Here is a 24701-nt window from a genome sequence, read left to right on the forward strand (position 1 = left end):
ATGTATCAAATTAAAGATTATGTAAACGGCCAATTTGTAGAGCGACCAGGAGCACCCGTAATTGATGTTATAAATCCAGCGACAGAGGATATTATTGGACAAACCTATGTAGGTACACAATTGCATACTCAAGAAGCAATTTATAGTGCACAACAAGCACAAATTGATTGGAGCGAAGTGCCTGCTATTGAAAGAGCACAATATTTAAAGAAAATAGCCGCGGGAATACGCGAACGTAACGAAGAGTTAACGGAAGTCATTATCAAAGAAGGCGGAAAAACGCGTGATTTAGCCAGTACAGAAGTATTTTTTACTGCTGACTATTTAGATTATATGGCGGAGTGGGCGCGTCGTTTTGAAGGTGAGATTATTCAAAGCGATCGTAAAAACGAGCATATTTTATTGTATAAAAAACCGCTTGGCGTTACATCAGGTATTTTACCTTGGAATTTCCCATTCTTTTTAATCGCACGCAAAATGGCGCCAGCATTAGTAACTGGTAATACAATTGTCGTAAAACCATCAGAAGAGACGCCTATTAACGCTTTAATTTTTACTGAGATTTTAGATACAGTAGGCTTACCGCCAGGGGTTTTCAACTTAGTCAATGGTGCCGGCGAAGTTGTTGGTGATGAACTCGCACGCAATGAAGCAATTGAACTCGTATCGATTACAGGTAGTGAAAGTGCAGGGAAAAAAGTCATGGAAGCGGCGAGCCGCAATGTTACAAAAGTAAATTTAGAGTTAGGTGGTAAAGCACCAGCCATTGTCTTAGAAGATGCTGACATTGACAAAGCAGTACAATATATTATTGATTCACGTATTATCAATAGCGGTCAGGTGTGTAACTGCGCAGAAAGAGTCTATGTGCAATCATCCATACAAGATCAATTTGTAGATAAATTAGTAGCAAAAATGGCTGAAGTAACGTACGGTAACACGTTAGATAGTGATTATGATATGGGACCACTAATTAATAAAAAAGCCCAAAAAAATGTGCATCATCACGTAGAACAAGCTATTCAACAAGGAGGACACTTAGCATGTGGCGGCGTTCTACCTAAAGGTAAAGGTAACTTTTATCCAGCAACCGTAATTACAGATTGTCATAACGACATGGAAATCATACAAGAAGAAGTTTTCGGACCTGTATTACCCGTCGTGAGTTTTGAAACTATTGATGAAGCAATAGCGCTCGCAAATGATAGCAGGTTTGGTTTGACTTCATCTATTTACTCTAACGATATGAAACAAGTCTTTAAAGCTGTAGATCGCTTAGAATTTGGCGAAACGTATATTAATAGAGAAAATTTTGAAGCTATGCAAGGTTTCCATGCAGGTGTTAAACATTCAGGCATTGGCGGTGCTGACGGCAAGCATGGCTTAGAAGAATATTTACGCACACATGTCGTATATATGAATATAGAATAAACATATAGTAATTAATATGTGATTAAAAGCTCTTCATCCGTAATTAAAGATGAAGAGCTTTTTAAAATGCCTCGCTTTTTATCCCTTTTAAAATCCACTATATCAATGCTCATCCTACACTTTCCTTATTCCTTAAATATTAGTTGGCCTGATTTGCGCTTTGAATAATGTATCTATTTACTAACTTTACGCTTACTAAGTAAAAGGACATCTTTCTCAATTTTACATAAGTTAATGATTTCTCAAAGATAATAAATAAAAGTGGATGGATCGTTCATTTATTTATTTTACTTCTAAATGCGCATAATTAAATCGTTTTGTTTCAAAGTTGCGCTAATTTTAAAAAAAGAGAAAAATATGTAAAAAACATATAGTTGGGCCAATATTCGTCCCTTTCGGGTTGTATAATAACTTTACCAAGAAAGAAGGTGACTTAGTTGAATCGTTCGCATCGGCTTTTGAGTATATACACACGGTTTATACAACATAAAAAATTGGATAAATTGGAACTTTCTGCTGAATTTAAAGTAAGCGAAAGGACTATCAAAAGAGATATTCAAGAAATCAGGAATTATTTTTACGACAATGACGAATGGTTTGAAAAGAAAGAGATTTATTTTGATTACCATAACTATAAATATTCTATAAAAAATGAAAAGAGTGGTTAATTTTTAAATCTAAATAATTGTTGTATTTGGTGTGTGTGTTTTCATCTAAATGTCTTTCAAAATACTAATATTCATAGTTAGTAATTTTGGATTTTTTTATGAATCGATACTAGGGAGAAGCTTTAAATATAGCTTATGTGTCATATGAAAATCCTAACGATCTATACAAGTTTTACTTCTTGGTAATTTTTATAAAGGAGAGATATAGAGGAATGACTGGTAAAAAATTAGATTTTTTATCTAATAGGTTAAATAAGTATTCTATTCGTAAATTCACAGTAGGAACAGCATCGATTCTAGTAGGGGCAGCATTAATATTTGGTGTAGCAAATGAGGAAGCGAATGCAGCAGAAGACACACAAAAAATGGAAGAAATGACGTCGGATGAACTTTCTGATGAGTCGACTATGAATCAAAGCACAAATCGGGATAGTTCTAATCAAGAGAAAAATATAGAAGAAAGCACACAAGAAGAATCGGCGCCCCAAACAGGACAAGTTAAAGACGAAACAACAGAAATAGTGCCACAAGTAAATCCAGAAGCAGAACAAGTTGAAGAAAAAGCAGCAGAAACAGCACCCCAAACAGGACAAGTTAAAGACAAAACAACAGAAGCGGCTTCAAAAGCAGAGCAAGCTCAAGACAAAACAGCAGAAGTGGCACCCAAAGCAGAGCAAGCTCAAAACGAAACAACAGAAATAGTGCCACAAGTAAATCCAGAAGTAGAAAAAGTTGAAAAAAAGTGGCAGAAGTAGCATCCCAAACAGAGCCAATTAAAGAAGAAAGCGCAACAGCTAACATAAATGATACGAAATCAGCAAAAAATGATTACGCTAAAGTAGCCAATGTATCTGATAGTGAAGCTGAGAAAATAATCGGTCAATTAAACTTAGATCCACAAAATATGACTACTGAAGCATTACAATTTGCGTTAAACCAATTAGCAAATGAACAAAACGCAAATAAACGATTTGCAACAGCGTTAAGATCAGTCTCACCAAGAAATACAGAAGCTTTAAATATTAGTGCTAATGATGTACCAAGTGCATTAATGCCTTATTCTGGTTCACAAGTGATTGAAGCCGATGCAATTGCAAATGGTTACATAAAAAGTCAAACAGACGCTACAAATGCGCCAAATACACTGTCGGGTAGAGCATGGTTAGTTGATCATGGTACGCCCTCTACTATGGCAAATGGTTTAACACCAGTTACAGAAGGTACCAAAGTTTATTTACAATGGATTGATAGCGACGGAGCTGTCTCACCTACTTATGTTGCAAGTACAACAAATCAATTAAGCTCAGCTGATGGATCTCAAGTTGGACCAGGTTCATACGCGTTTGATTTAAGAGAAGCATGGATAGATGCAAATGGTAAAGAACATAAATATCATGCAATTGCAGGACAATATTATAGATTATGGATTGAAGATTTCCAAACACCAAATGGTAATAATGTATCTATGCTTCGACAAGCGGGTGGATTTTTTCCAGGTTCATATGTAAATTCTGTAAGTAGTTCAAACTTAGGCCAATTTCCATTAATTGGTACGAATATGCAACGTACAGGTATTTATATGGCTATTGACTCTACAAATGGATATATGGCTGCAGATCGTTCTGAATGGATACATGATGAATTGGGGCCAATAAGTGCACCGTCAGTAGATTTAAATGCTAAAAATAGTATTTCAGGGAAAGTTTGGTTAGAAACGGGTGCAGGAGATTACGCTAACTCTGCTACAGGGCCTAATGACAACGGCAATGACCCACAAGCTGTTGGTTATACAGTAGTTATATCTTCTTTAACCAGTGAAGGTGCGCAAGCATATGAAGCCCAAGTGGAAAGTTTACCAGAAAGTGAGAGAGCTGACGCTGCTAAAAATTTATTAACAGATCATCCTGAATATATTTCAGCAACCGTTTATGGTGAAACAGATGAAGGCGGTAAATACACATTAAGATTCCCTGATGGCACACTGAATGACCAATATATCTATGGTTATGTCATGGACCCCGAAGGTAATATGATAAAATCTTATTCTTCTTATACGAGTCCACAATTTAGAACACCAAATAGTAACTTATCATGGACACCACAAACAGCACCTGCACAAAATTTGGTTGCAAATCCAATGTGGTATAACGTGAATTTTGCATTAGTACCAACTACAAAGATTGATTTAGAAATTATTGATTTTAATAATACGAATAGTCCAGCGGTTCCAGGCGATGTAGTGAATATTGATTTGACCGGTAGTAAGTTATCACCCCTTCCAACACACATTGAGTGGAGAGATAAAAAAGGTAATATTGTTCAACAAACAACAGATATTACATCTTTAAAAGAAGGCGAAAAACAGTCCACATTTATAGTACCAGATACGGCAACAGATGGTGATATTTATACAGCTTATCTTGTTGTAGGTGGTAATGACGTTGCAGCAGATTCATTTATCATTAAAATAACAGATGCACGTAAGTACGAACCATCTACAGAAGGTATCAAGAAAGATTACGGTACACCGACAACAGCGGAAGATGTGACAAGTTCAGTAACGGTACCCGGTTATCCAAGTCAAGGAGACCAACCGGTTATTACAGTGGATGACCCAACACAATTACCGGACGGTAAGACGCCAGGTAAAACCGAAGTAGATGTAACAGTAACGTATCCAGATGGCACAACAGACCACATTAAAGTACCAGTAACTATTGGAGGTCAAGCAGAAAATGAAGTGTATGAACCATCTACAGAAGGTATCAAGAAAGATTACGGTACACCGACAACAGCGGAAGATGTGACAAGTTCAGTAACGGTACCCGGTTATCCAAGTCAAGGGGACCAACCGGTTATTACAGTGGATGACCCAACACAATTACCGAACGGTAAGACGCCAGGTAAAACCGAAGTAGATGTAACAGTGACGTATCCAGATGGCACAACAGACCACATTAAAGTACCAGTGACTGTTGGAGGTCAAGCAGAAAATGAAGTGTATGAACCATCTACAGAAGGTATCAAGAAAGATTACGGTACACCGACAACAGCGGAAGATGTGACAAATTCAGTGACCGTACCAGGTTATCCAAGCCAAGGAGACCAACCGGTTATTACAGTGGATGACCCAACACAATTACCGAACGGTAAGACGCCAGGTAAAACCGAAGTAGATGTAACGGTGACGTATCCAGATGGCACAACAGACCACATTAAAGTACCAGTAATCGTTGGAGCAGATACACAAGCGAATATAAACAACCCAGGTTACGCTCATGCGACTGTTAAACCAGGTGAAACAGTTAAAGTACCGCAAACTGGTGACAATACAATGCCAGATAGTTCTAAATATGATATAGCTACTAATCAAGTCCCTGCAGGATGGAAAGTATCTGTGAATGCTAATACTGGTGAATTAACTGTTAATCCACCTAAAAATGCTATGACTGGCACATCAGTAGTAATTCAAGTGACAGTAACATACCCAGATGGCTCTTCGGAAACTGTGCCATCCAAAGTATCGGTAGATGATATAATCCAACTTCCAGCGCCAACAGTTAATCCTGTAGATGATAATGATACTGAAATCACAGGTTCAAATGGTACACCAGGCAATACTATTGTAGTCACATTTCCAAATGGTAGTACATCAGAAGGAACAATTGATGAAAATGGTAATTGGAAAGTTGATGTACCTAAAGGAGTAAGCCTAAATAAAGGTGATATCATTATTGCTGTTGAAAAAGATAAAGATGGTAACGTATCTGGTCCAACGAATATCGTTGTAGGTGAAAACTGTGACATGTCTCCTAATAATAGTTCAGATAAAGAAAAAATTGAAACGCCAAAAGATGAAAATATCCTAGAAAATGAACCTAGCGTAAACTTGTCTGGAAATAAAGCTTATGAAGCTCATACAAATACCGCAGTGAAGAACAGTAAACAAACAGATGTTAAAAATAGCGAATTAAAACATAAAGGTGTAAATATAGACTCAGGTAAGAGCAGTAAACAAGACGCCATTAAAGAGAAAGCACTGCCAGAAACTGGAGAAACTACTCATAATACTACAATGCTTGGAACATTATTTGCAGCATTTGGTTCATTACTATTATTCAGAAGACGTAGCAAGCACAATGAAAATAAATAATTAATCACTTAAAAGGCTGGGCTTTACGCCCAGTTTTTTAATTAGAACCCAATATCATTACTATGATATCGATACTGAAAACAAGGACATATTAAAAATGGAAAAAATTAATGCTCAATAAAAGAGGTAACTTCATATTTTCGTTTCTTTGCGTACATAATACGTTATTTTCCATGAAGATAACGGCTCCTACGACTTCAGTTTATTTTTTCAAAATGTATTCATCTCATTTAATAGTTCTCTACATTTTAACAAACTTCTACTATTACTAAACAAATTTCATTTATAAAGAGAAAATGGATATTTATATTTTGAATGTATCAGAAAAAAGTAATAGCCATATCATTATTAAATTAATTTCCCTTTTATTTCTTCCAAATTTTAATTTAATATTTACTTAAATTGATTTTCAAAAGTATGATATATTTTTAATAATTAAATACTTATGTAAAACATTTTAAGAACTAGAAATTAAAGGCGGTTGGGCTTTGAAGAAACAAAGGTTAAAGTTAAGCACGTTGATCATTATTGTAGTATGTATTGTCGTATTGGTTTCATTGCTTATCACTAGCGTATTGATTAGTAATACAATTAGGGATACGATACATCAAACGACTGAAGAAAAGGCTGAGGTTATTGGCAAGACGGTGGCACAGTCTCAAGTGGTGCAATCTACTTTGAAAAAGAAAAACAATGATAACAGTATACAAGCTTACGTATCTGACATACAACAATCAACGGATGTGAGTTTTATCGTTGTGATGGATATGAAGGGAATCCGAATGTCGCACCCTAATGAAAAGTTAATTGGTAAACATTTCAAAGGTGGCGATGAAAAAGAAGCACTTCATGGTAAAGTGAGTGCTTCTATTTCTAAAGGAACGCTGGGTGAATCATTGAGGTCATTTACGCCTGTTTATGCGAATGGAAAACAGGTTGGCGTCGTGGCTGTTGGTGTGCCAATGAAAAGTGTTTATGAAGCCCTTGCAGATGGCAATAAGAAGATTATCGTTGGTTCAATCATTGGGTTGATTGTCGGAGCTATTGGTGCATACATGCTTTCTAGGTATATTAAGAAAATTTTACTGGGTTTAGAACCGTCGACGATTGCTAAGATACTTGGAGAAAGAAATACGATGTTACAATCTGTTCATGAAGGTGTCGTGGCTGTTGATAAGGAAGGTAAGATTAATTTAGTGAACAAATCAGCGATGGATATATTTAAACAAGCAAATCTGAAAGGTAACCCTATCGGTATGAAGATTGACGATTATATGGCGTCTACACAGCTACCGAAAGTACTTGAATTAGGTGAACCGGAACGAGATGAGGAGCAGAATATTAATGGTGTAAAGATTTTGGTCAATAGAGTGCCACTTATTGTAAATAAAGAAATTGTTGGTGCGATTTCAACATTTAGGGACAAGACAGAGGTAAACAAGCTTTCCGAACAATTAGTAGGTGTGCAGACATATGCAGATACTTTACGCGCACAATCGCATGAGTTCAGTAATAGATTGCATGTGATTTCTGGCATGTTGCAAATGGAACATTATGAGGATTTAAAACAATATATATATGATATTGTTGAATTAGGTAGCCAAGAGCATGGTCATATTACTTTATATAAAAAACCATACGCTATGCGTATGGTGCAGTATGGTTATACCGTTGTATTAAAAATTGCATCTCTACGTGCTAAAATAATATTTGGTCAGCCAACCAAAATTAACAACATGAGGAGATGCAATTTATGTCATCAGACACAAATAGTTTAGCACATACAAAATGGAATTGTAAGTATCACATTGTCTTCGCTCCTAAATATAGAAGGCAAATTATTTATGGAAAAATAAAGAAAGATATTGGATTAATATTGCGACAGTTGTGTGAAAGAAAAGGTGTAGAAATTATTGAAGCTGAAGCATGTAAAGATCATATTCATATGTTAGTTAGTATTCCACCAAAATTAAGTGTTTCCCAATTTGTAGGATATTTAAAAGGGAAGAGTAGTTTATTGATTTTTGATAGACATGCACATTTAAAATATAGATATGGAAATAGAAAATTTTGGTGTAAAGGGTTTTACGTTGATACAGTTGGAAGAAATAAAAAAGTTATAGAAAATTATATTCGTAATCAATTACAAGAGGATATCGTTGCAGAGCAATTAACGCTTGTCGAATATATAGACCCATTTACTGGCGAAGAAACTAGAAAGAAAAAATAAACAACCCTTTTAAGGGTTGCTGGGAAAGTAGTACATATGGCTGATCTTCTCAGAGCCCTTATCAGGGCTGGTCAGTAACAAAGGCTTATAGCCGCAGAACAAACCACCCGTTATACGGGTGGTTTTGATTCGAAAATCAAAGATGCTGCATTGGCTGGTTTTTTAATAGGCAAATTAAGTTTAGCGCGAGAAGAGCATGTTAAATTATCTATTGTGAGTCATACCACCATCCCTGAACCGGAACATTCGCATATCACGCATGAAATGATTACGATTATAGGTAATTTAATAGATAATAGTATAGATTCTTTAGTGGTATCTGCTATTAAACAGAAAACGATTGATGTCCATTTGAAATATACAAACGGTACATTAACTATAGATATCGTAGATTCAGGCTTAGGTTTAAAAAGTGAGCTGGCTCATCAAATATTTGAAAAGGGCTATTCTTCTAAAGGCGAGCATAGAGGATATGGACTATACCTTGTTCAACAAAGTGTAGAGAAACTCAATGGAGATATTAATATAGCTTCTAATGTGGAAGGCAACGTGACGTTTTCAGTCGTTATAAGCTATTCAGAAAAGGAAGATCATAAATGGTGAATATATTAATTGTTGAAGATGATCCGATGGTTGCACAAATTAATCTGCAATTTATTGAAAAAATAAATAATCAAACTTCAGTAGATATCGCAAAAAATGTTAAAGAAGCTATGAGTATCATAGAAAATAAAGTGGTTGATTTATTATTATTAGACATATACATGCCTGAAGAAAATGGGTTAACATTTCTTAAATATATAAGAGAACAAGGTTATAAAATAGATGCTATACTCATTACAGCAGCTTCAGATGTTGAGCAAATCCAAACTGCATTTCGATACGGTGCTGTTGATTACTTAATCAAGCCCTTTGAATTTGAGCGCTTTAAGCAATCATTGTTACGTTATAAAAAAGGGCAGACATTTTTTAATAAAACGGAGAATATCAACCAATCTGATATTGATGGTGAATTGCTTAATAAAACAATCGCTGGGAATGAATCAGAGCTTAAATTACCAAAAGGTGTTACGAAAGAAACATTACAAGTAATTGTTAAGAAAATGAATGATTTTAAAGGCAATGAATTTTCTACAGACGAAATCTCAAAGCATGTTGATATTTCGAGAGTATCTGTAAGAAAATATTTAAAATTTTTAACGGAAATAGAAGTCTTAGAGGAATCTTTAAATTATGGTATCGGTCGTCCGATTTATTCGTATAAATTAAAGCAGGACCATTTGAAGTATTTAAAAGCGTATATGGATTGATGTGAAAAAATTGCCGAATTAAAAGGGATATACACTTAATTCGGTTTTTTTAATTACAAAAAGATAATTAAAATTTCATAAACTATAAATTTGCTCCTCTTATGAATAGAATGGGTTTATCGATAATGAGGGGGGTAGTCATGGACACGAAAACAAATTTGAAAGCGCTTACTAATCAGGAAGTGCCGCTAAATAATAAGTTTAAAAGTATAGCAAAAAAGTTAATTAATATTAAAGTAGGTGTATTGCCATTACCACTTTATTTAATTTTAGCTGCAATTATATTCGTTGCTTCTATATATAATACATTACCTGCAGACATGATTGGAGGATTTGCTGTAATCATGATTTTAGGTATTTTACTAGGAGACCTTGGCCAAAAAATACCGATTTTAAAAGATATCGGTGGGCCAGCTATTTTGGCCTTGCTTGTCCCATCTATTTTAGTCTTTTTGGATGTGATTCATTCGACTTCTATGGAAACGGTTACGACGTTGATGAAGACGTCTAACTTCTTATATTTCTATATTTCTTGTTTAGTAGTTGGAAGTATTTTAGGTATGAATAGCAAAGTATTAATTCAAGGATTTACGCGTATGTTTGTGCCTTTGCTAGTGGGAACAGTTCTAGCAGTTACTGCAGGTTTATTTGTTGGTTTATTGTTAGGTTATGATATAAAACACACATTATTTTATATCGTTGTTCCTATTATTGGTGGTGGTATCGGTGAAGGGATTCTACCCTTATCCATTGCGTATTCATCTATATTAGGAGACTCAGCTGAATCATTCGTTTCTCAAATGATTCCAGCAGCCGTAATTGGTAATATATTCGCAGTTGTTACTGCAGGCGTTATGATGCGCGTAGGAGAAAAATATACAAAACTTTCTGGCAATGGAAAACTAGTAAAATCTGAAAGCACTGAGGAAAGTATAGACAATAAAAAAGAAAAAGATAAAGTAATTGATTTCTCACTTATGGGAGCAGGGTTGCTGATTGCTTGTAGTTTCTTTATTGTTGGCACACTTGGTCAAAAATTCATTGGTATACCGGGCCCAGTTATTATGATTCTATTTGCAACGTTGATTAAATGTTTGAAAGTCATGCCTCATAAAATGGAGAATGGCGCACATAATTTATATAAATTTGTCTCTACAAGTTTGACGTGGCCATTAATGGTAGGTCTTGGGATGTTGTACATACCTTTAGAAGACGTTGTTAAAATTGTAACGCCAGCATACGTGGTGATATGTGCTTCAGTTGTATTAACGATGATTATTTCAGGTTATTTTGTAGGTAAATTGATGAAAATGTACCCGGTAGATGCTGCTATTGTCACAGGTTGTCATAGTGGTCTAGGCGGTACCGGGGATGTAGCCATATTATCAGCGTCTAAACGTATGGCGCTCATGCCATTTGCACAAGTTGCGACAAGGATAGGTGGCGTTTCAACGGTTATCATAGCAACATTTTTATTGAAAATTTTAAGTTAAATCATAATAATATATAAGGGGTCACTAACATGTCAGAGAGAAATGAAAATATAGATTCAATCACTTTACATCATGAACATTCAGGTAAAATAGAGATTACAAGTAGCGTAGAGGTTAACACTGAACAAGATTTGAGTGTCGTATATACGCCAGGGGTATCTGAAGTATGTAAAGCCATTACCAAAGATGAAACAAAAGCAAATACATTGACCGCACAAGGTAATATGATTGCCGTAATTACGGATGGCACGGCTGTACTTGGATTAGGAGACATTGGTCCGAAAGCAGCTATACCAGTTATGGAAGGTAAAAGTATTTTATTTAAACAACTCGCAAATGTAGACGCATTTCCTATATCTTTAGATACAAAAGATACTGAAGCAATTATATCTATTATAAAAGCATTACAGCCTAATTTTGCAGGGATTAATCTAGAAGACATAGCTGCGCCACGTTGTTTTGAAATTGAAAAAAGATTGATTGATGAGCTGGATATTCCAGTGTTTCATGATGATCAACATGGCACAGCTATCGTTGTACTTGCAGCGTTAATTAATGCACTGAAAGTTGTTCAAAAAGAAAGTGATTATGCAAAAATTATTATTAATGGTGCAGGTTCAGCGGGTATCGCAATTGCTAAGTTATTGTTAGAAGCTGGGTATAAAGACATTACGCTGGTTAGTCTAGAGGGCGTCTTGAACAAAGCAGAAACATGGATGAACAAAGCGCAACAAAATATTGCAAGTTGTACAAACCCCGATGACCAAAAGGGGACATTGGATGATGTTATACAAAATGCAGATGTATTTATTGGTGTGTCAGGTCCAAAAGCTTTAACGGAAGCACATGTAAGATCGATGAACGATGACCCGATTATTTTTGCATTAGCAAATCCAACGCCAGAAATATACCCAGAAGAAGCAGTTGGAGCTGGTGCGGCTATTGTTGGTACAGGGCGTTCAGATTACCCGAATCAAATCAATAATTTATTAGCTTTTCCTGGTATTTTTAGAGGTGTGTTAGACGCACATGCAAATGAAATCACCACAGATATGAAAATAGCGGCGGCTAAGGCAATTGCTGACACCATAGGGGAGGAGCAACTAACACCGGATTTTGTCATTCCACATGCATTAAATCCACATGTTGCTCATGAGGTAGCAGGAGCGGTTAAGCATCATGCGAAAAATGGAGAGAAAGTATTGATATAACGTAAAGTTGATATGAAAAACGCTAGAGTTGGTTGCTTTTTATAAATCACCACAATTGCACAAAGAAAGGATGGTTGCTACTGAAATTAAGTATGAGTCATTCCTTTTATAATTGTTCAACTTCCATACAATTTTTTAAGAGAAATAATGGTTCACTTAACCTTTTATATTTAATCGTAAAAACACTCATATGATATGCAAAAGCATAGTATCATTGGTCGGATGATATTGAAATAACTTATAAAAGATGTCACTTATAAATGAGGGAGCCGTATCCAAGTTGTAATCACCTTCTAAATAAGTGAAATTCAAATTTAAAAAAGCATATCATAGCCGTGTATAATGATTGGGCGTGATGTCTGAACGTACATGTACGATTGTTTAAAGTTATTATCAGTTAATATAAGTTATGATAAAATTAAGCATATACTAAATAGACAGTTATCATTTTATCGACCAAAACAGTAACATTTATAGGCTATATCTTAGCGTATCAGCACATTTGACTATTATTAGCTGAGCGACGCATATCGTACGTGTGCATTTAATCATAGTTATTACGTTATGATTTAAATAACTAAAAGATAAATAACAATCAAAAAGGAATGTGAATTATGGAAGAAAATAATAACGATTATGAAAATTTGTTGTTTTACTTTGCATATAAAACCTTTGTAAATACAGCAGATGAAATAATCGAAGAATATGGTTTGAATAGACAACACCATAGATTTTTATTTTTTATCGAAAAAGCGCCGGGTATTACAATTAAAGATCTCTTGAAAAGTATGGAAATTTCTAAACAAGGTAGCCATGCAACATTGAAAAAATTGAAGGATGAAGCATTTATTATCGAAAAACAAACCGAAGCGGATAAGCGTGTTAAAGCACTCTATCCTACAGAAAAAGGTACGAAATTAGTTCATGAATTAAATAAAGCACAAAACGATTTGTTTAGAGATATTCAAAAAAAAGTTGGTAATGATTGGTATGCAATTATGGAAGCATTTGCTTCTTATCGTACAGGATTTCAGGAAGTAAAATATCTAAAAGATGATGTAAAAAAATAAATAAAATTAATTTTTAAAACATAGTGGGGCGTCACTATGTTTTTTTATTTGAAAAGGAAAATTCACGATAATTAAGTCAACATTTTTGACCTTTATTATTAATCGCGTTATATTTGCAATGTAAGAAATAAAGAGAAAAAGGGGAAATGATTAATGCAAAAACGCGTAGGACAATATTTAATGGACGCGATTAGTGCTGTAGGCGTTGATAAAGTTTTTGGAGTACCTGGAGATTTTAACCTTACCTTTTTAGATGACATTATCCATCGTGATGACATGGATTGGGTAGGTAATACAAATGAATTAAATGCGAGTTATGCTGCAGACGGTTACGCAAGAATGAAAGGTATTAGCGCTATGGTTACAACATTTGGTGTAGGTGAACTCAGCGCTGTAAATGGTATAGCAGGAGCTTATGCGGAGCGTGTGCCTGTCATAGCAATTACAGGTGCACCGACTCGCGAAGTCGAAAAAGCTGGTAAATATGTGCACCATTCATTGGGTGAAGGCACTTTCGACGATTATCGTAAAATGTACAAACACATTACAACAGCCCAAGGATATATTACACCTGAAAATGCACAAGTTGAAATACCACGATTAATTGATGCAGCATTAAATGAAAAACGCCCGGTTCATATGCATCTACCTATTGATGTTGCAGCCCAAAAGATTGAAGTAGAAAAGCCGTACTGTTATGTAACGCCGGAAAAACAAGATGTTTCTAGCTATATTAAAAGAATAGAAGATAAATTGAAAACTGCAAAACAGCCATTAATTATTGCAGGACATGAAATTAATAGTTTTGATTTACATGAAGCACTTGAACAATTTGTTAATCAAACGCACATTCCAGTCGCACAATTATCCCTTGGTAAAGGTGCGTTTAACGAACAAAATGATTACTATATGGGCATATATGATGGTGAGATTTCAGACGAGCCAATCAAATCATATGTAAATGGTAGTGATGTTATTTTAAATATTGGCGCTAAACTCACAGACTCTGCAACGGCAGGTTTCTCATATCAATTTAATTTAGATGATGTGATTATGATTAACCATCACAATTTCAAAGTGGATGCATTACATGCAGAAGAGGTGAGACTGACAGACCTCTTAGAAGGGTTGTTAGAAATGGATTATGTCAGTGATGTAAATTATCCACATTATCACGTTTCCGAACATAAAGAAATTGAATTAATTGATCATCCATTAACACAATCAACTTATTTCAAATTAATGCAAAGTTTTATAAAACCCAAGGACATCATTCTTGCAGAGCAAGGTACATCTTTCTTTGGTGCGTATGATTTAGCCTTGTATAAAGAAAATAAATTTATTGGTCAACCGTTGTGGGGATCAATTGGTTACACAATGCCTGCAACGCTCGGTACACAAATTGCAGATAAACAACGCCGAAATTTGTTGTTAATTGGTGATGGCTCGTTACAATTAACGGTTCAAGCGTTATCAACAATGATTCGTGAAGGCTTAAAACCAGTTATATTTGTAGTGAATAATGATGGTTACACCGTTGAGCGTAAAATTCATGGCGAAACAGCATCATACAATGATATAAATATGTGGGATTATAAAATGTTACCATTTGTATTTGGTATGAAAGAAGATGATGTCAAAATACACAATGTAACAACAAGTATTGAATTAGAAAAAACATTAAAAGATATTGATGACACTCCGAATATTATGCACTTTGTAGAAGTTCATATGGATATACACGATGCACCAGCAAAACTCAATGAAATTGCTAAAGCTTTTGCAAACCAAAATAATTAAGAATTTAAAAATTTAATAAGCGCTTTCTTTTAAGTTATAATAATATGACATCATTAGTATCATAGTAATCTAAATAAGTATTACTGCAAAAAGCATTTAAACAAAGGAGAGATTTTAATGACAGTAAATAGTAAAGATTATATTGATGAGACTTATGGTTTATTTATAAATGGCGAGTTTGTTAATAGTGACAGTGGTGAAACGTTGGAAGTTGTAAATCCAGCCACAGGGGAAACACTATCAAGTATTGCAAAAGCTAATGACGCAGACATAGATAAAGCTGTGGCAGCAGCACAGGAAGCATTTGAATCTTGGCGTTTAACATCTAAAACAGAACGCGCTAATTTATTAAGAAAAATTAGCGATAAAATAATGGAAAACAAAGACAAAATTGCTACGATTGAAACGTTAAATAACGGTAAACCGATTCGTGAAACGGCAGGCATTGATATACCGTATGCTGCAAAACATTTTAATTACTTTGCAAGCGTTATCGAGACACATGAAGGTTCAGTTAATGATATTGATAAAGATACAATGAGTATTGTACGTCATGAACCTATAGGTGTGGTAGGCGCCGTTGTAGCTTGGAACTTCCCAATGTTATTAGCAGCGTGGAAGATTGCGCCAGCTATTGCAGCAGGTAATACAATTGTGATTCAACCGTCTTCCTCTACACCTTTAAGCTTATTAGCGGTAGGTAAGATTTTCCAAGAGATTTTACCTAAAGGCGTCGTTAATATCGTAACGGGTAAAGGTTCAGAATCAGGAAATGCCATTTTCAACCATGAAGGTGTGGATAAATTATCATTTACTGGCTCAACCAATGTGGGATATCAAGTAGCTGAAGCTGGGGCAAAACGTATTGTTCCTGCAACGTTAGAACTCGGTGGTAAGAGTGCCAACATGATTCTGGATGACGCAAACTTAGATTTAGCGGTTGAAGGTATACAACTAGGCATTTTATTTAACCAAGGAGAAGTATGTAGTGCTGGATCACGCTTACTCGTCCAAGAAGGCATCTATGATGAATTAATTTCAAGACTGAAAGAAGCATTTTCAAATATTAAGGTTGGCGACCCATTAGATGAAAATACGCAAATGGGCAGTCAAACGAGCCAAGAGCAATTGGAAAAAATCCAGTCTTATATTGACTATGCAGAAAAATCTAACGCTGACATTTTAACTGGCGGTAAACGTATAACGCGTAATGGTTTAGATAAAGGTTATTTCTTAGAACCGACATTAATAGCAGTTAACGATAATGATCATAAATTGGCACAAGAAGAAATATTTGGACCAGTGTTAACGATTATCAAAGTGAAAGACGACCAAGAAGCAATTAAAATCGCTAACGATTCTGAATACGGTCTAGCAGGAGGCGTGTTTTCACAAAATATTAACCGTGCATTAAATATTGCGAAAGCTGTAAAAACAGGTCGAATCTGGATTAATACGTATAACCAAGTGCCTGAAGGTGCACCATTTGGTGGTTATAAAAAATCAGGAATCGGGCGTGAAACATATAAAGAAGCATTGAGTAATTATCAACAAGTTAAAAATATATTTATTGATACAAGCAATGAACTTAAAGGCTTATATTAAAATGACCAAAACTTATACCACACATATGTATATCTAGATAAATTTAATATGGGTGTTTATTGTGATAAATACAATTAAAAGGAGGGGCCGTATTGCGGTCCCTCCTTTTTAATAGCTAAAAATTTTTATAAAAGCGGGCGCTCATCATTTCAAATTAAAAATTTATTTTCACGAATTTTAATGTTTATATATGGTTGCTATCAACCAAGGAATCACTTCCTGTAATGGGCATCGCTTCAGTAAGTATGATGCGCTTATTAACTTTCATTATCTGTTATTAAAATAAAAGTCATATACCATAAAACCCGACTATCCTTATAGAAATTATAATTTTAATATTGACGTCGTATATAATTTTAGCTATATTAACTAGCATAGATATTTTCAGAAAATTCTATTTATTAAAATTTGTTATAGAAAATGAATAAAGTCATTCCTGATCTTTATATCCCCTCAACAATGAGTATAAATGATAAAAACAACTACAATATAGGAGGAATAATATATGCCAAACAAGCAGATACATTTTAACGGATTCGTGCAAAACTCTCCGTCTCCACATTCATCTGGATTATGGAAACATGAAAAAGATCAAGGCGCGAATCATAATCAATTAGATTATTGGACAGATATTGCACAAACATTAGAAAGAGGCAAATTTGATTCTATATTTATTGCAGACGTATTAGGAACGTATAGTGTTTATAATGGATCGAGTGATGCTGCAATTAGACATGCAGTTCAGCTGCCTGCGCATGATCCGATACCTATTATTTCTGCTATGGCTGCCGTTACAAAACATATTGGATTTGCGCCAACAATATCTACCACATATGCGAAACCTTATAGTTTAGCTAGACAATTATCTACATTAGACCACTTAACAAATGGGCGATTAGGTTGGAATGTTGTAACTTCTTACTTAGAAAGTGAAGCCATTAATTTAGGTCTTAAAGAAAGGTTGCCAAAAGACTTAAGATACAATAGAGCAGATGAATTCCTCCAGGTTGTTTATAAACTTTGGGAAGATAGTTGGGAAGATGGCTCAGTTGTTAATGATAAAGAAAGTGATATATATGCAGATGCTAACAAGGTACATAAAATTAACCATGGAGGTGAATTTTTTAGTGTTCCTGGGCCTCATTTGGTTGAACCGTCTCCACAAAGAACGCCCGTATTATTTCAAGCAGGCGCTTCAGAAAAAGGTAAAACATTTGCAGCTAAACATGCAGAAGCGGTTTTTACAAAACATACTTCATTAGAATCATTAAAAAACTATGTCAATGATATACACACAAGAGCAGAAAAATACGGAAGAAATAAGGAAGATCTTTTGGTTTTTCCTATGGTGCTTCCTATTATTGGAGAAACTGAAGAAAAAGCCTATCAAAAATATAGAGCATTAACAGAACACATCAGTTACGAAGGCTCAGCTTCATTATTAAGTGGCCACACAGGCATTGATTTTTCTGAATATGACCCAGACCAGTATATAGAAGACATTGAGACCGAAGCCATGCAAGGTAATCTTAATATTTATACTAAAGACCCAAACTATAAATGGACCTTAAGAGAAGCTGTGAAAAACCACGGACTTGGAAATGGCACGGTTAAATTTATAGGAACGAAAGAACAAGTAGCAAATCAATTTGAAACATGGGCGATTGAGGGTGGAGCGGCTGGCTTTAATATCGCTCAGAGTTATTCTCCGGGCACATTTGAAGAGTTTGTTGATGAGGTTATTCCTGAATTACAAAAGAGAGGTTTATATAGAACAGAGTATGAAGGAAGCACACTTCGTGAGCATATGTTTGGCAAAGGTCATAAAACAATAAAAGAAAATCATCCAGCAAAAAATAATAAAAATGCACATATAAATTAAAAAAGGAGTAAAAGCGAATGGATGCAATTTCTCTTTATACATGGATAGGTTTTATATTATTTATGGTAGTCATGTTTGCTGTTGGTTATGTGAGCGCTCGTAAAATGAAAAATATCGCTGACTTTGCAACTGGGGGCGGCGCTATTGGCCCTAGAGTACTCGGATTATCATTTGCAGCAACTTATTTAAGCGCAGCAACTTTTTTAGGTTATCCTGGTTGGTCTTATGAATGGGGACTAAATAACTTATGGCTATTTTTAGCCATGTTTATCGGTGGGCCCACAGGTGTGTTAATGGTCGCTAAAAAAGTACGAAAATTGAATACAAAGCAAAAATCTTTATCGCTTCCAGATTGGTTGGGGGACTTCTATAATAGTGATATTTTACGTGTAGGTACGGGTATTATCTTACTATTTAATATTTTCTATATCGCTAGTCAGTTTGTTGCAGGCGCAAGGATTTTTGAATATTTACTGGGTATGTCATACTTTGGTGGACTTGTTTTTATCGCAGTTATCGTTGTATTGTACGTTTACGTTGGAGGCGCGCTTGCTGATATTTATACGGATGCTATACAAGTTATCATTATGGCAATTGCAGGTGTAGTGGTCTTTGTTTCTGGTGTTGTCATCTTTTGGAAAGGAAGTATTACAAGTACGTTCTCTGGTATCGTTCATAATCTAGGTAATCAAAATGAAAATTTAGTTAAAGTGTTTAATCCAGACTCTGTACATTTTAACTCTTTTAGCATGGTTTTAGGTGCTATCATCATACAATGGGCGTTTGCTTCTGCGCCTCATTTATTTAATAAGATATTAGGTCTTAAAAATGAAAAAGACTTAGGAAAAATGATCAACACGTATGTTATTGTGACCGGTCTTTGCTTATTAGTATTGTTCGGGGGCGTATTCAGTCGTGTAGCACTTGATAATAGTATTGAAACTTCAGATTTAGCGCTTCTTGAATATATTATTTGGGCTTTCCCAGCAGTGATTGTAGCACTTTTTGGCGTGGTTATATTGGCAGCAGCTATGTCAACAACAGATGGCTTATTTGTATCTATTTCCACAGTTTTCGCGAACGATATCTTTTTGAAATTTTTGGTTAAAAGAAAAATTGTTAACGTTAGTGAGGCAAAAGCCAATAAAATTGCATTTCAAATTAGTAAAATCAGTGTGCCTGTTGTCGGTTTGTTATCATTTTTATTAGTATTACAACCTCCAAAACACATGAGTGATATTATGTGGATCGGTATATCGGGTATTGCTGCCGGAACTTTAGGGCCTATTTTACATGCTATTTATGCCAAGCATAAAGCGCCAGCTAGAGCTGCAGAAATGTCTATGTTTGTAGGCTTAAGTTCGTACTTAATTATTTATTTTGGAGGGATTATCCCAAGTACTATGTCAGCAGGTGCAGTAGCAACATTTATAGGTATAGCAACGATTACAATTGCTTCATTTGTAATTAAGGTTAAAGATAATAAAAAATATGCTATAGAAGAAGGTAATAATTAATGTTTGTTAATGAAATGCTAACAATATGGTTGTACGGCTTTATAGGAATGTTTATTGCAGTAATCATTGTATTGAAAATTGCATATACAGATAAATAGATAGACGAATTATTTTAAAGGAGAATGCATATGCCACTAATAAAATTAGATATGATTAAAGGTAGAGAAAAGGAAGAAATTAAACGTATTTTAGATATCACTTATGATGTAATGTTAGACGCATTTCAAGCGCCAATTGGTGACAGATATCAGATTGTTAACCAACATGAGGATTATGAAATGCAAATATTAGATACAGGTTTAGGTGTTTCTAGGACGGAACATGTGATTGTATTTACTATAATTACAAGGCCTAGAACAAAGAATCAAAAAATTGAGTTTTATAAAAAGTTAGCAGAAGCATTAAATGAATCATTAAATATACGTAAAGAAGATATAATGATTAGTCTCGTTGAAAATACGGATGAAGACTGGAGTTTTTTCAATGGTAAAGCCCAATTCCTTACAGGCGATTTATAATATGAGAAAACTTAATTTCAATATAGGTGAAGCGTTAAGTAACGATATCATGCGATGTAAGCCTTTCAAAAATTAATTCAACGTGTAGTAATCTAGGAAAAGAACCTTATACAACAAGCCGCCAACAATTAAAATTACATTGTTAGCGGTTAAAATTTTGTATGCATATTTTCATAAATTAACATTAGTAAAGGTATTTCTACTCAATATAATATCTGTGAATATTAAATTATTAATAAATAAAATTAGAGTATTTTTAAAATTTAGAATACATGATGTTGACTTTTTTAAAGAAAAGTTCAATAGTATAAAGGCGACTTTAATCATACAGATTTAAGTAAAGTTTAATTTAAGTAAAAGTAACAATAGGTTTAACTATTGTAATATATTTATGAGGTGAAATTGTAGTGTTTAATAGTAGTGAACAATTTACTTTAGGTTTAATTATCACGGTTTATTTTATTTTTTTAATGCTCATGTCTTTATACATAAAAAGAAAAATTAAAACGTATGATGACTATAATATGGCGAGCAGGACTGTCTCCATTATTCCATTGATTTTAACATTCGTTAGCACGGGCGTCGGAGGAGCTACGTTATTAGGCTATATGGAAAATGGATATACATTAGGTATGGGACAACAGTGGATTCATATCACTATGATAAGTGCGGTTATTGTCCTTGCTGTATTTTTCTTGAAACGCATCAGGCTATTAGGAGAACAACATAATATGGTAACCATCGGTGACTATACGGCACTTCGCTACGGGGAATCAGCACGTATCCCTACGGTGCTTAGTTTCCTTTTTGCTTATTGTGCGATGACAGGCATGCAGTTTGTTGCGATTGCTTCTATTTTAAATTTAACGACGGGACTAAATATGACAACTGGAATTATAATAGGATGGATTTTGCTAACGATAAAAACGTATTTGGGCGGCTTAAAAGCGGTCGTTTGGCAAGATGTTGTTCAAGGTCTCATACTTACGGTTGGTATTGTAGTGTTATTTTTTGTGGTGATTTATTATTCAGGAAGTTGGAGTAGTATTCAAGCCAACGCTCAAAATAGTAACCAAAATCAAATGTTAGATTTTCTTAATATTACGCCTAATGAAATTTTAATCTATCTTTTAACATTAGCGTTTTATCAATTTATAAGACAAGATGTTTGGCAACGTATTTGGGTGGCCAAAAATTTGAAAACGGCAAGAAATGGTTACTGGATTTCGATGATTATAGCTGTGTTATTAGGCGCCATGACTGTATTTATTGGTGTATATAGTAAGTTTGGTTTGAATTTAAATATAACTGAAACACCATTGGTCTATTATCATGTTATTCAAGAAGTATTTCCATTTCCTGTAGTCGTAATCATGATTATAGTATTATTAGCAGCAGTCATTTCAAGTGCTGATTCCTTCTTTATTGCAGGTGCTTCATCGATTGCTAACGATATTATAAAACCAAACGTTAAAAGTTTTAGTCAAACGAAAATGCTATTATATAGCAAAATCTCGGTTTTAATCGTATCTGTGATTGCTTTAGTGTTGTCCCTCATGATTCCTGGGTTAGTAGATCTTATGGTCACAGGCACTGCGATGTCCGTGTCAGGTTTGCTAGCGCCTGTAGTTTTTGGATTGTTTTGGCAAAAACCTTCAAAAATGGCAGGTAATATATCAATGTGGAGTGGACTGATATCGGCAGTCGTTTGGCAATTGCTTGGTCATCCGTTTGGCCTCCATCCAATCTTAATTGGACTGCCGCTTTCAACTATAATATTATTACTTGTAACATTATTTGGAAAGAAAGATTACGTTCGTGTTTAAGGTACCCTATATATTATAGATTTGAACGGAAATTCATTATATAAAATCTAAAAATTAAATAGCACATATGCATTCATATACTTAAAGCGTTCAATATTGTTAGATAGACATAATTGAACGCTTTTTCCTATTCAATTTTAAAAAAGCGAATAACTCAAAATGGGTCTACTATCATTTAAGATAGTAGGTGGCATAAAAGTGCATACTTACATCAAATTATATGAGTAATATAATAAAGGTAGGTTAAGATAATCAATAACGAAATATGAAAAGGGGAGAAAGAACAATGGCTAATAGTACTTTACGTATGTTGATGCCACAGTGGCAAGGTGGAAATAATGAGGCAGGATATGCTTTAGGAGCAGAACTCTTATCGTGGTTAGCGCCAAAAAGCGATGACCCTTTAGTAGAGGTACCTATAGAATCAGACCCTGAATTATTAAAAACTGAGGAAGGTGTAGTTGCACGTCAGGCACTATTAAAACAATTGCAATCAGCAGAACATTTAATAGAGCAACATCAACCAGATAATATTGTAATATTTGGTGGTGACTGTTTAGTTGGACAAGCACCTTATGCTTATCTTAATGAACGTTATGGTGGGGATGTCGGTGTGTTATGGATAGACTCGCATGGGGATATTTCATCCCCGAAAGAAATGGAAAATGCCAATACAATGGTATTAGGTAATTTGTTAGGAGAAGGAGATCAAGCATTTGCTGACAAAGTGAAAATGCCATTGAAACCTCAAAATGTTATGTTAGCTGGTATTAAGCCAAAAGATTATGAGGCTGAACGGATTGAAGCATTAGGCATCCAAGTAGCATATCCTGAAGATTTTGAAGGAGATAGTGATATTGTTATAAAATGGATAAATGATAACAGTATTAGACATTTAATCGTTCACTTTGATGTCGATATATTGGATCCAAACCGATTCCGTTCCCAGATTTTTGCCAGTCCAGAACCAATTTCTATCAACTGGGCTGAAGGTGAAATGAATTTGGGGCAAATTGGCAGGCTCATTGACGATGTTTCTAAGCATACCAGTGTCGTTGGTTTAGGTATTACAGAACATATGCCTTGGGATGCTAACGCGTTACGTCATCTATTGAGCAAATTACCGTTGTTAAAAAATGAGTAACTAAAGAGGAAGGGAGAGAAATCATATTTTTATAAAATGATTTCTTCACTCCAATCCATCAAGTATGTGTAGGAAAAAAGAATACAAAAGCTGAAGTTATTGTATCAATGTCTATTTAAAAGTTGGATATAAGTATATTTGCATTTTTATTGTTTACTGCTAATACGATATTTAAGGTTGAAACATGATTTATGTTTCAACCTTCTTTAGTGTTAAAATAATGTATATGGGTGGTGATTTAATGAGTATGCAAGCATTTCATGGGAAAGTAAAAAATATTGACGATACGCCTTTTGGTTATACAATGTCTATTATCGGTGGTAAATGGAAAATGGTAATTCTCTATTTAATAGCTGAAAATGAAAAGGTTCGATTTAACGCGCTGAAAAGAATGATAGGTACTATAACTTATAAAACATTAAGTACACAGTTAAAAGAATTGGAAGCAAACGACATTATAATTAGAACAGAATACCCACAAATACCACCTAAAGTAGAATATTCACTTTCAGAAAAGGGCAAATCTTTAATCCCAATTTTAGAAACTATATGTGAGTGGGGCCTAGATCATTAAATAGGATAAAAACAAAATGTATTAAAATTTAACTATGTATCGTTTTAATTTATATCAATTTTTTTGACACTTAAATTATAAAAGCCAGAGATCAAAAGAACTAATATATCTCTGGCTTTATATTGTAATTGATTAAATATATAGTTGTTTAACTAATAACGTGAGTTCACTGTCTTTGCGTATAATATAGCTTATTATCACGAGTTAAAATTTGGTCGGCACACTGAACGCTTTCTGTCGATAACGCTTCAAAAAACACGCTTTATTAA

At 34.5% G+C, this 24701-nt stretch carries 19 protein-coding genes; all 19 read left to right on the forward strand.

Going from position 1 to position 24701, the window contains the following annotated elements; translation table 11 throughout:
* The 19 genes from aldA to BJG89_RS00880 all read left to right on the forward strand — a co-directional run bounded on the left by aldA (position 1) and on the right by BJG89_RS00880 (position 24432).
* Positions 1-1431, forward strand: a complete 1431-nt coding sequence (aldA, locus tag BJG89_RS00785; RefSeq protein WP_096808068.1) for an aldehyde dehydrogenase — start codon at positions 1-3, stop codon at positions 1429-1431.
* A gap of 458 nt (positions 1432-1889) precedes the next feature.
* Entirely contained in the window at positions 1890-2099 is a 210-nt protein-coding gene (locus BJG89_RS00790) for a DeoR family transcriptional regulator (RefSeq protein WP_232514295.1), read from the forward strand.
* A 212-nt stretch (positions 2100-2311) separates the two neighbouring features.
* Positions 2312-2854, forward strand: coding sequence for a YSIRK-type signal peptide-containing protein (locus tag BJG89_RS14965; protein ID WP_096808070.1), 543 nt, complete (start codon positions 2312-2314; stop codon positions 2852-2854).
* Complete coding sequence (locus tag BJG89_RS00800; protein WP_096808071.1) at positions 2842-6252, forward strand: Rib/alpha-like domain-containing protein; 3411 nt, start codon at positions 2842-2844, stop codon at positions 6250-6252. Before BJG89_RS14965 ends, BJG89_RS00800 begins: the two co-directional genes overlap by 13 nt.
* A gap of 488 nt (positions 6253-6740) precedes the next feature.
* Positions 6741-8030, forward strand: coding sequence for a Spo0B domain-containing protein (locus BJG89_RS00810; protein WP_232514197.1), 1290 nt, complete (start codon positions 6741-6743; stop codon positions 8028-8030).
* A complete protein-coding gene (gene tnpA, locus BJG89_RS00815; protein ID WP_039069888.1) occupies positions 8006-8482 on the forward strand; it encodes an IS200/IS605 family transposase in 477 nt (158 codons plus the stop codon). The genes BJG89_RS00810 and tnpA overlap by 25 nt, the downstream gene beginning before the upstream one ends.
* A 150-nt stretch (positions 8483-8632) precedes the next feature.
* Complete coding sequence (locus tag BJG89_RS00820; protein WP_232514198.1) at positions 8633-9085, forward strand: ATP-binding protein; 453 nt, start codon at positions 8633-8635, stop codon at positions 9083-9085.
* Positions 9079-9792 carry a response regulator gene (locus tag BJG89_RS00825; RefSeq protein ID WP_096808072.1) on the forward strand — a complete coding sequence of 238 codons (714 nt, stop codon included), beginning with the start codon at positions 9079-9081 and terminating at the stop codon, positions 9790-9792. Before BJG89_RS00820 ends, BJG89_RS00825 begins: the two co-directional genes overlap by 7 nt.
* Before the next feature lie 140 nt (positions 9793-9932).
* Positions 9933-11285, forward strand: a complete 1353-nt coding sequence (locus BJG89_RS00830) for a 2-hydroxycarboxylate transporter family protein (RefSeq protein WP_096808073.1) — start codon at positions 9933-9935, stop codon at positions 11283-11285.
* Between the two features lie 29 nt (positions 11286-11314).
* Positions 11315-12496: an NAD(P)-dependent malic enzyme gene (locus BJG89_RS00835; RefSeq protein WP_096808074.1), complete on the forward strand. Its 1182-nt coding sequence runs from the start codon at positions 11315-11317 to the stop codon at positions 12494-12496.
* Positions 12497-13110: 614 nt separating this feature from the next.
* On the forward strand, positions 13111-13566 hold the full coding sequence (locus BJG89_RS00840; RefSeq protein WP_096808075.1) for a MarR family winged helix-turn-helix transcriptional regulator: 456 nt from the start codon (positions 13111-13113) through the stop codon (positions 13564-13566).
* 153 nt (positions 13567-13719) lie between these two features.
* Positions 13720-15366: an alpha-keto acid decarboxylase family protein gene (locus BJG89_RS00845; protein ID WP_096808076.1), complete on the forward strand. Its 1647-nt coding sequence runs from the start codon at positions 13720-13722 to the stop codon at positions 15364-15366.
* A gap of 117 nt (positions 15367-15483) precedes the next feature.
* A complete protein-coding gene (locus tag BJG89_RS00850) occupies positions 15484-16971 on the forward strand; it encodes an aldehyde dehydrogenase family protein (RefSeq protein WP_096808077.1) in 1488 nt (495 codons plus the stop codon).
* A gap of 505 nt (positions 16972-17476) precedes the next feature.
* A complete protein-coding gene (locus BJG89_RS00855; RefSeq protein WP_096808078.1) occupies positions 17477-18853 on the forward strand; it encodes an LLM class flavin-dependent oxidoreductase in 1377 nt (458 codons plus the stop codon).
* Between the two features lie 17 nt (positions 18854-18870).
* A complete protein-coding gene (locus tag BJG89_RS00860) occupies positions 18871-20370 on the forward strand; it encodes a sodium:solute symporter family transporter (RefSeq protein WP_096808079.1) in 1500 nt (499 codons plus the stop codon).
* Positions 20371-20498: 128 nt separating this feature from the next.
* Positions 20499-20888 (forward strand): tautomerase family protein, encoded by a 390-nt coding sequence (locus BJG89_RS00865; RefSeq protein ID WP_096808080.1) that lies wholly within the window; start codon positions 20499-20501, stop codon positions 20886-20888.
* Between the two features lie 407 nt (positions 20889-21295).
* A complete protein-coding gene (locus BJG89_RS00870) occupies positions 21296-22714 on the forward strand; it encodes a sodium:solute symporter family protein (protein WP_096808081.1) in 1419 nt (472 codons plus the stop codon).
* 286 nt (positions 22715-23000) lie between these two features.
* Complete coding sequence (locus BJG89_RS00875; RefSeq protein ID WP_096808082.1) at positions 23001-23858, forward strand: arginase family protein; 858 nt, start codon at positions 23001-23003, stop codon at positions 23856-23858.
* A 241-nt stretch (positions 23859-24099) separates the two neighbouring features.
* Positions 24100-24432, forward strand: a complete 333-nt coding sequence (locus BJG89_RS00880) for a winged helix-turn-helix transcriptional regulator (RefSeq protein ID WP_096808083.1) — start codon at positions 24100-24102, stop codon at positions 24430-24432.
* The last annotated feature ends 269 nt before the right edge of the window (positions 24433-24701 follow it).

It is taken from the genome of Staphylococcus nepalensis, from assembly GCF_002442935.1.
GTDB lineage: Bacteria > Bacillota > Bacilli > Staphylococcales > Staphylococcaceae > Staphylococcus > Staphylococcus nepalensis.

Coding starts and splice junctions, on each gene's coding strand:
- BJG89_RS00880 (WP_096808083.1), top strand. CDS start 24,100: ATGAGTATGCAAGCATTTCATGGGAAAGTAAAAAATATTGACGATACG.
- aldA (WP_096808068.1), top strand. CDS start 1: ATGTATCAAATTAAAGATTATGTAAACGGCCAATTTGTAGAGCGACCA.
- BJG89_RS00850 (WP_096808077.1), top strand. CDS start 15,484: ATGACAGTAAATAGTAAAGATTATATTGATGAGACTTATGGTTTATTT.
- BJG89_RS00835 (WP_096808074.1), top strand. CDS start 11,315: ATGTCAGAGAGAAATGAAAATATAGATTCAATCACTTTACATCATGAA.
- tnpA (WP_039069888.1), top strand. CDS start 8,006: ATGTCATCAGACACAAATAGTTTAGCACATACAAAATGGAATTGTAAG.
- BJG89_RS00845 (WP_096808076.1), top strand. CDS start 13,720: ATGCAAAAACGCGTAGGACAATATTTAATGGACGCGATTAGTGCTGTA.
- BJG89_RS00825 (WP_096808072.1), top strand. CDS start 9,079: ATGGTGAATATATTAATTGTTGAAGATGATCCGATGGTTGCACAAATT.
- BJG89_RS00865 (WP_096808080.1), top strand. CDS start 20,499: ATGCCACTAATAAAATTAGATATGATTAAAGGTAGAGAAAAGGAAGAA.
- BJG89_RS00855 (WP_096808078.1), top strand. CDS start 17,477: ATGCCAAACAAGCAGATACATTTTAACGGATTCGTGCAAAACTCTCCG.
- BJG89_RS00860 (WP_096808079.1), top strand. CDS start 18,871: ATGGATGCAATTTCTCTTTATACATGGATAGGTTTTATATTATTTATG.
- BJG89_RS00875 (WP_096808082.1), top strand. CDS start 23,001: ATGGCTAATAGTACTTTACGTATGTTGATGCCACAGTGGCAAGGTGGA.
- BJG89_RS00840 (WP_096808075.1), top strand. CDS start 13,111: ATGGAAGAAAATAATAACGATTATGAAAATTTGTTGTTTTACTTTGCA.
- BJG89_RS14965 (WP_096808070.1), top strand. CDS start 2,312: ATGACTGGTAAAAAATTAGATTTTTTATCTAATAGGTTAAATAAGTAT.
- BJG89_RS00830 (WP_096808073.1), top strand. CDS start 9,933: ATGGACACGAAAACAAATTTGAAAGCGCTTACTAATCAGGAAGTGCCG.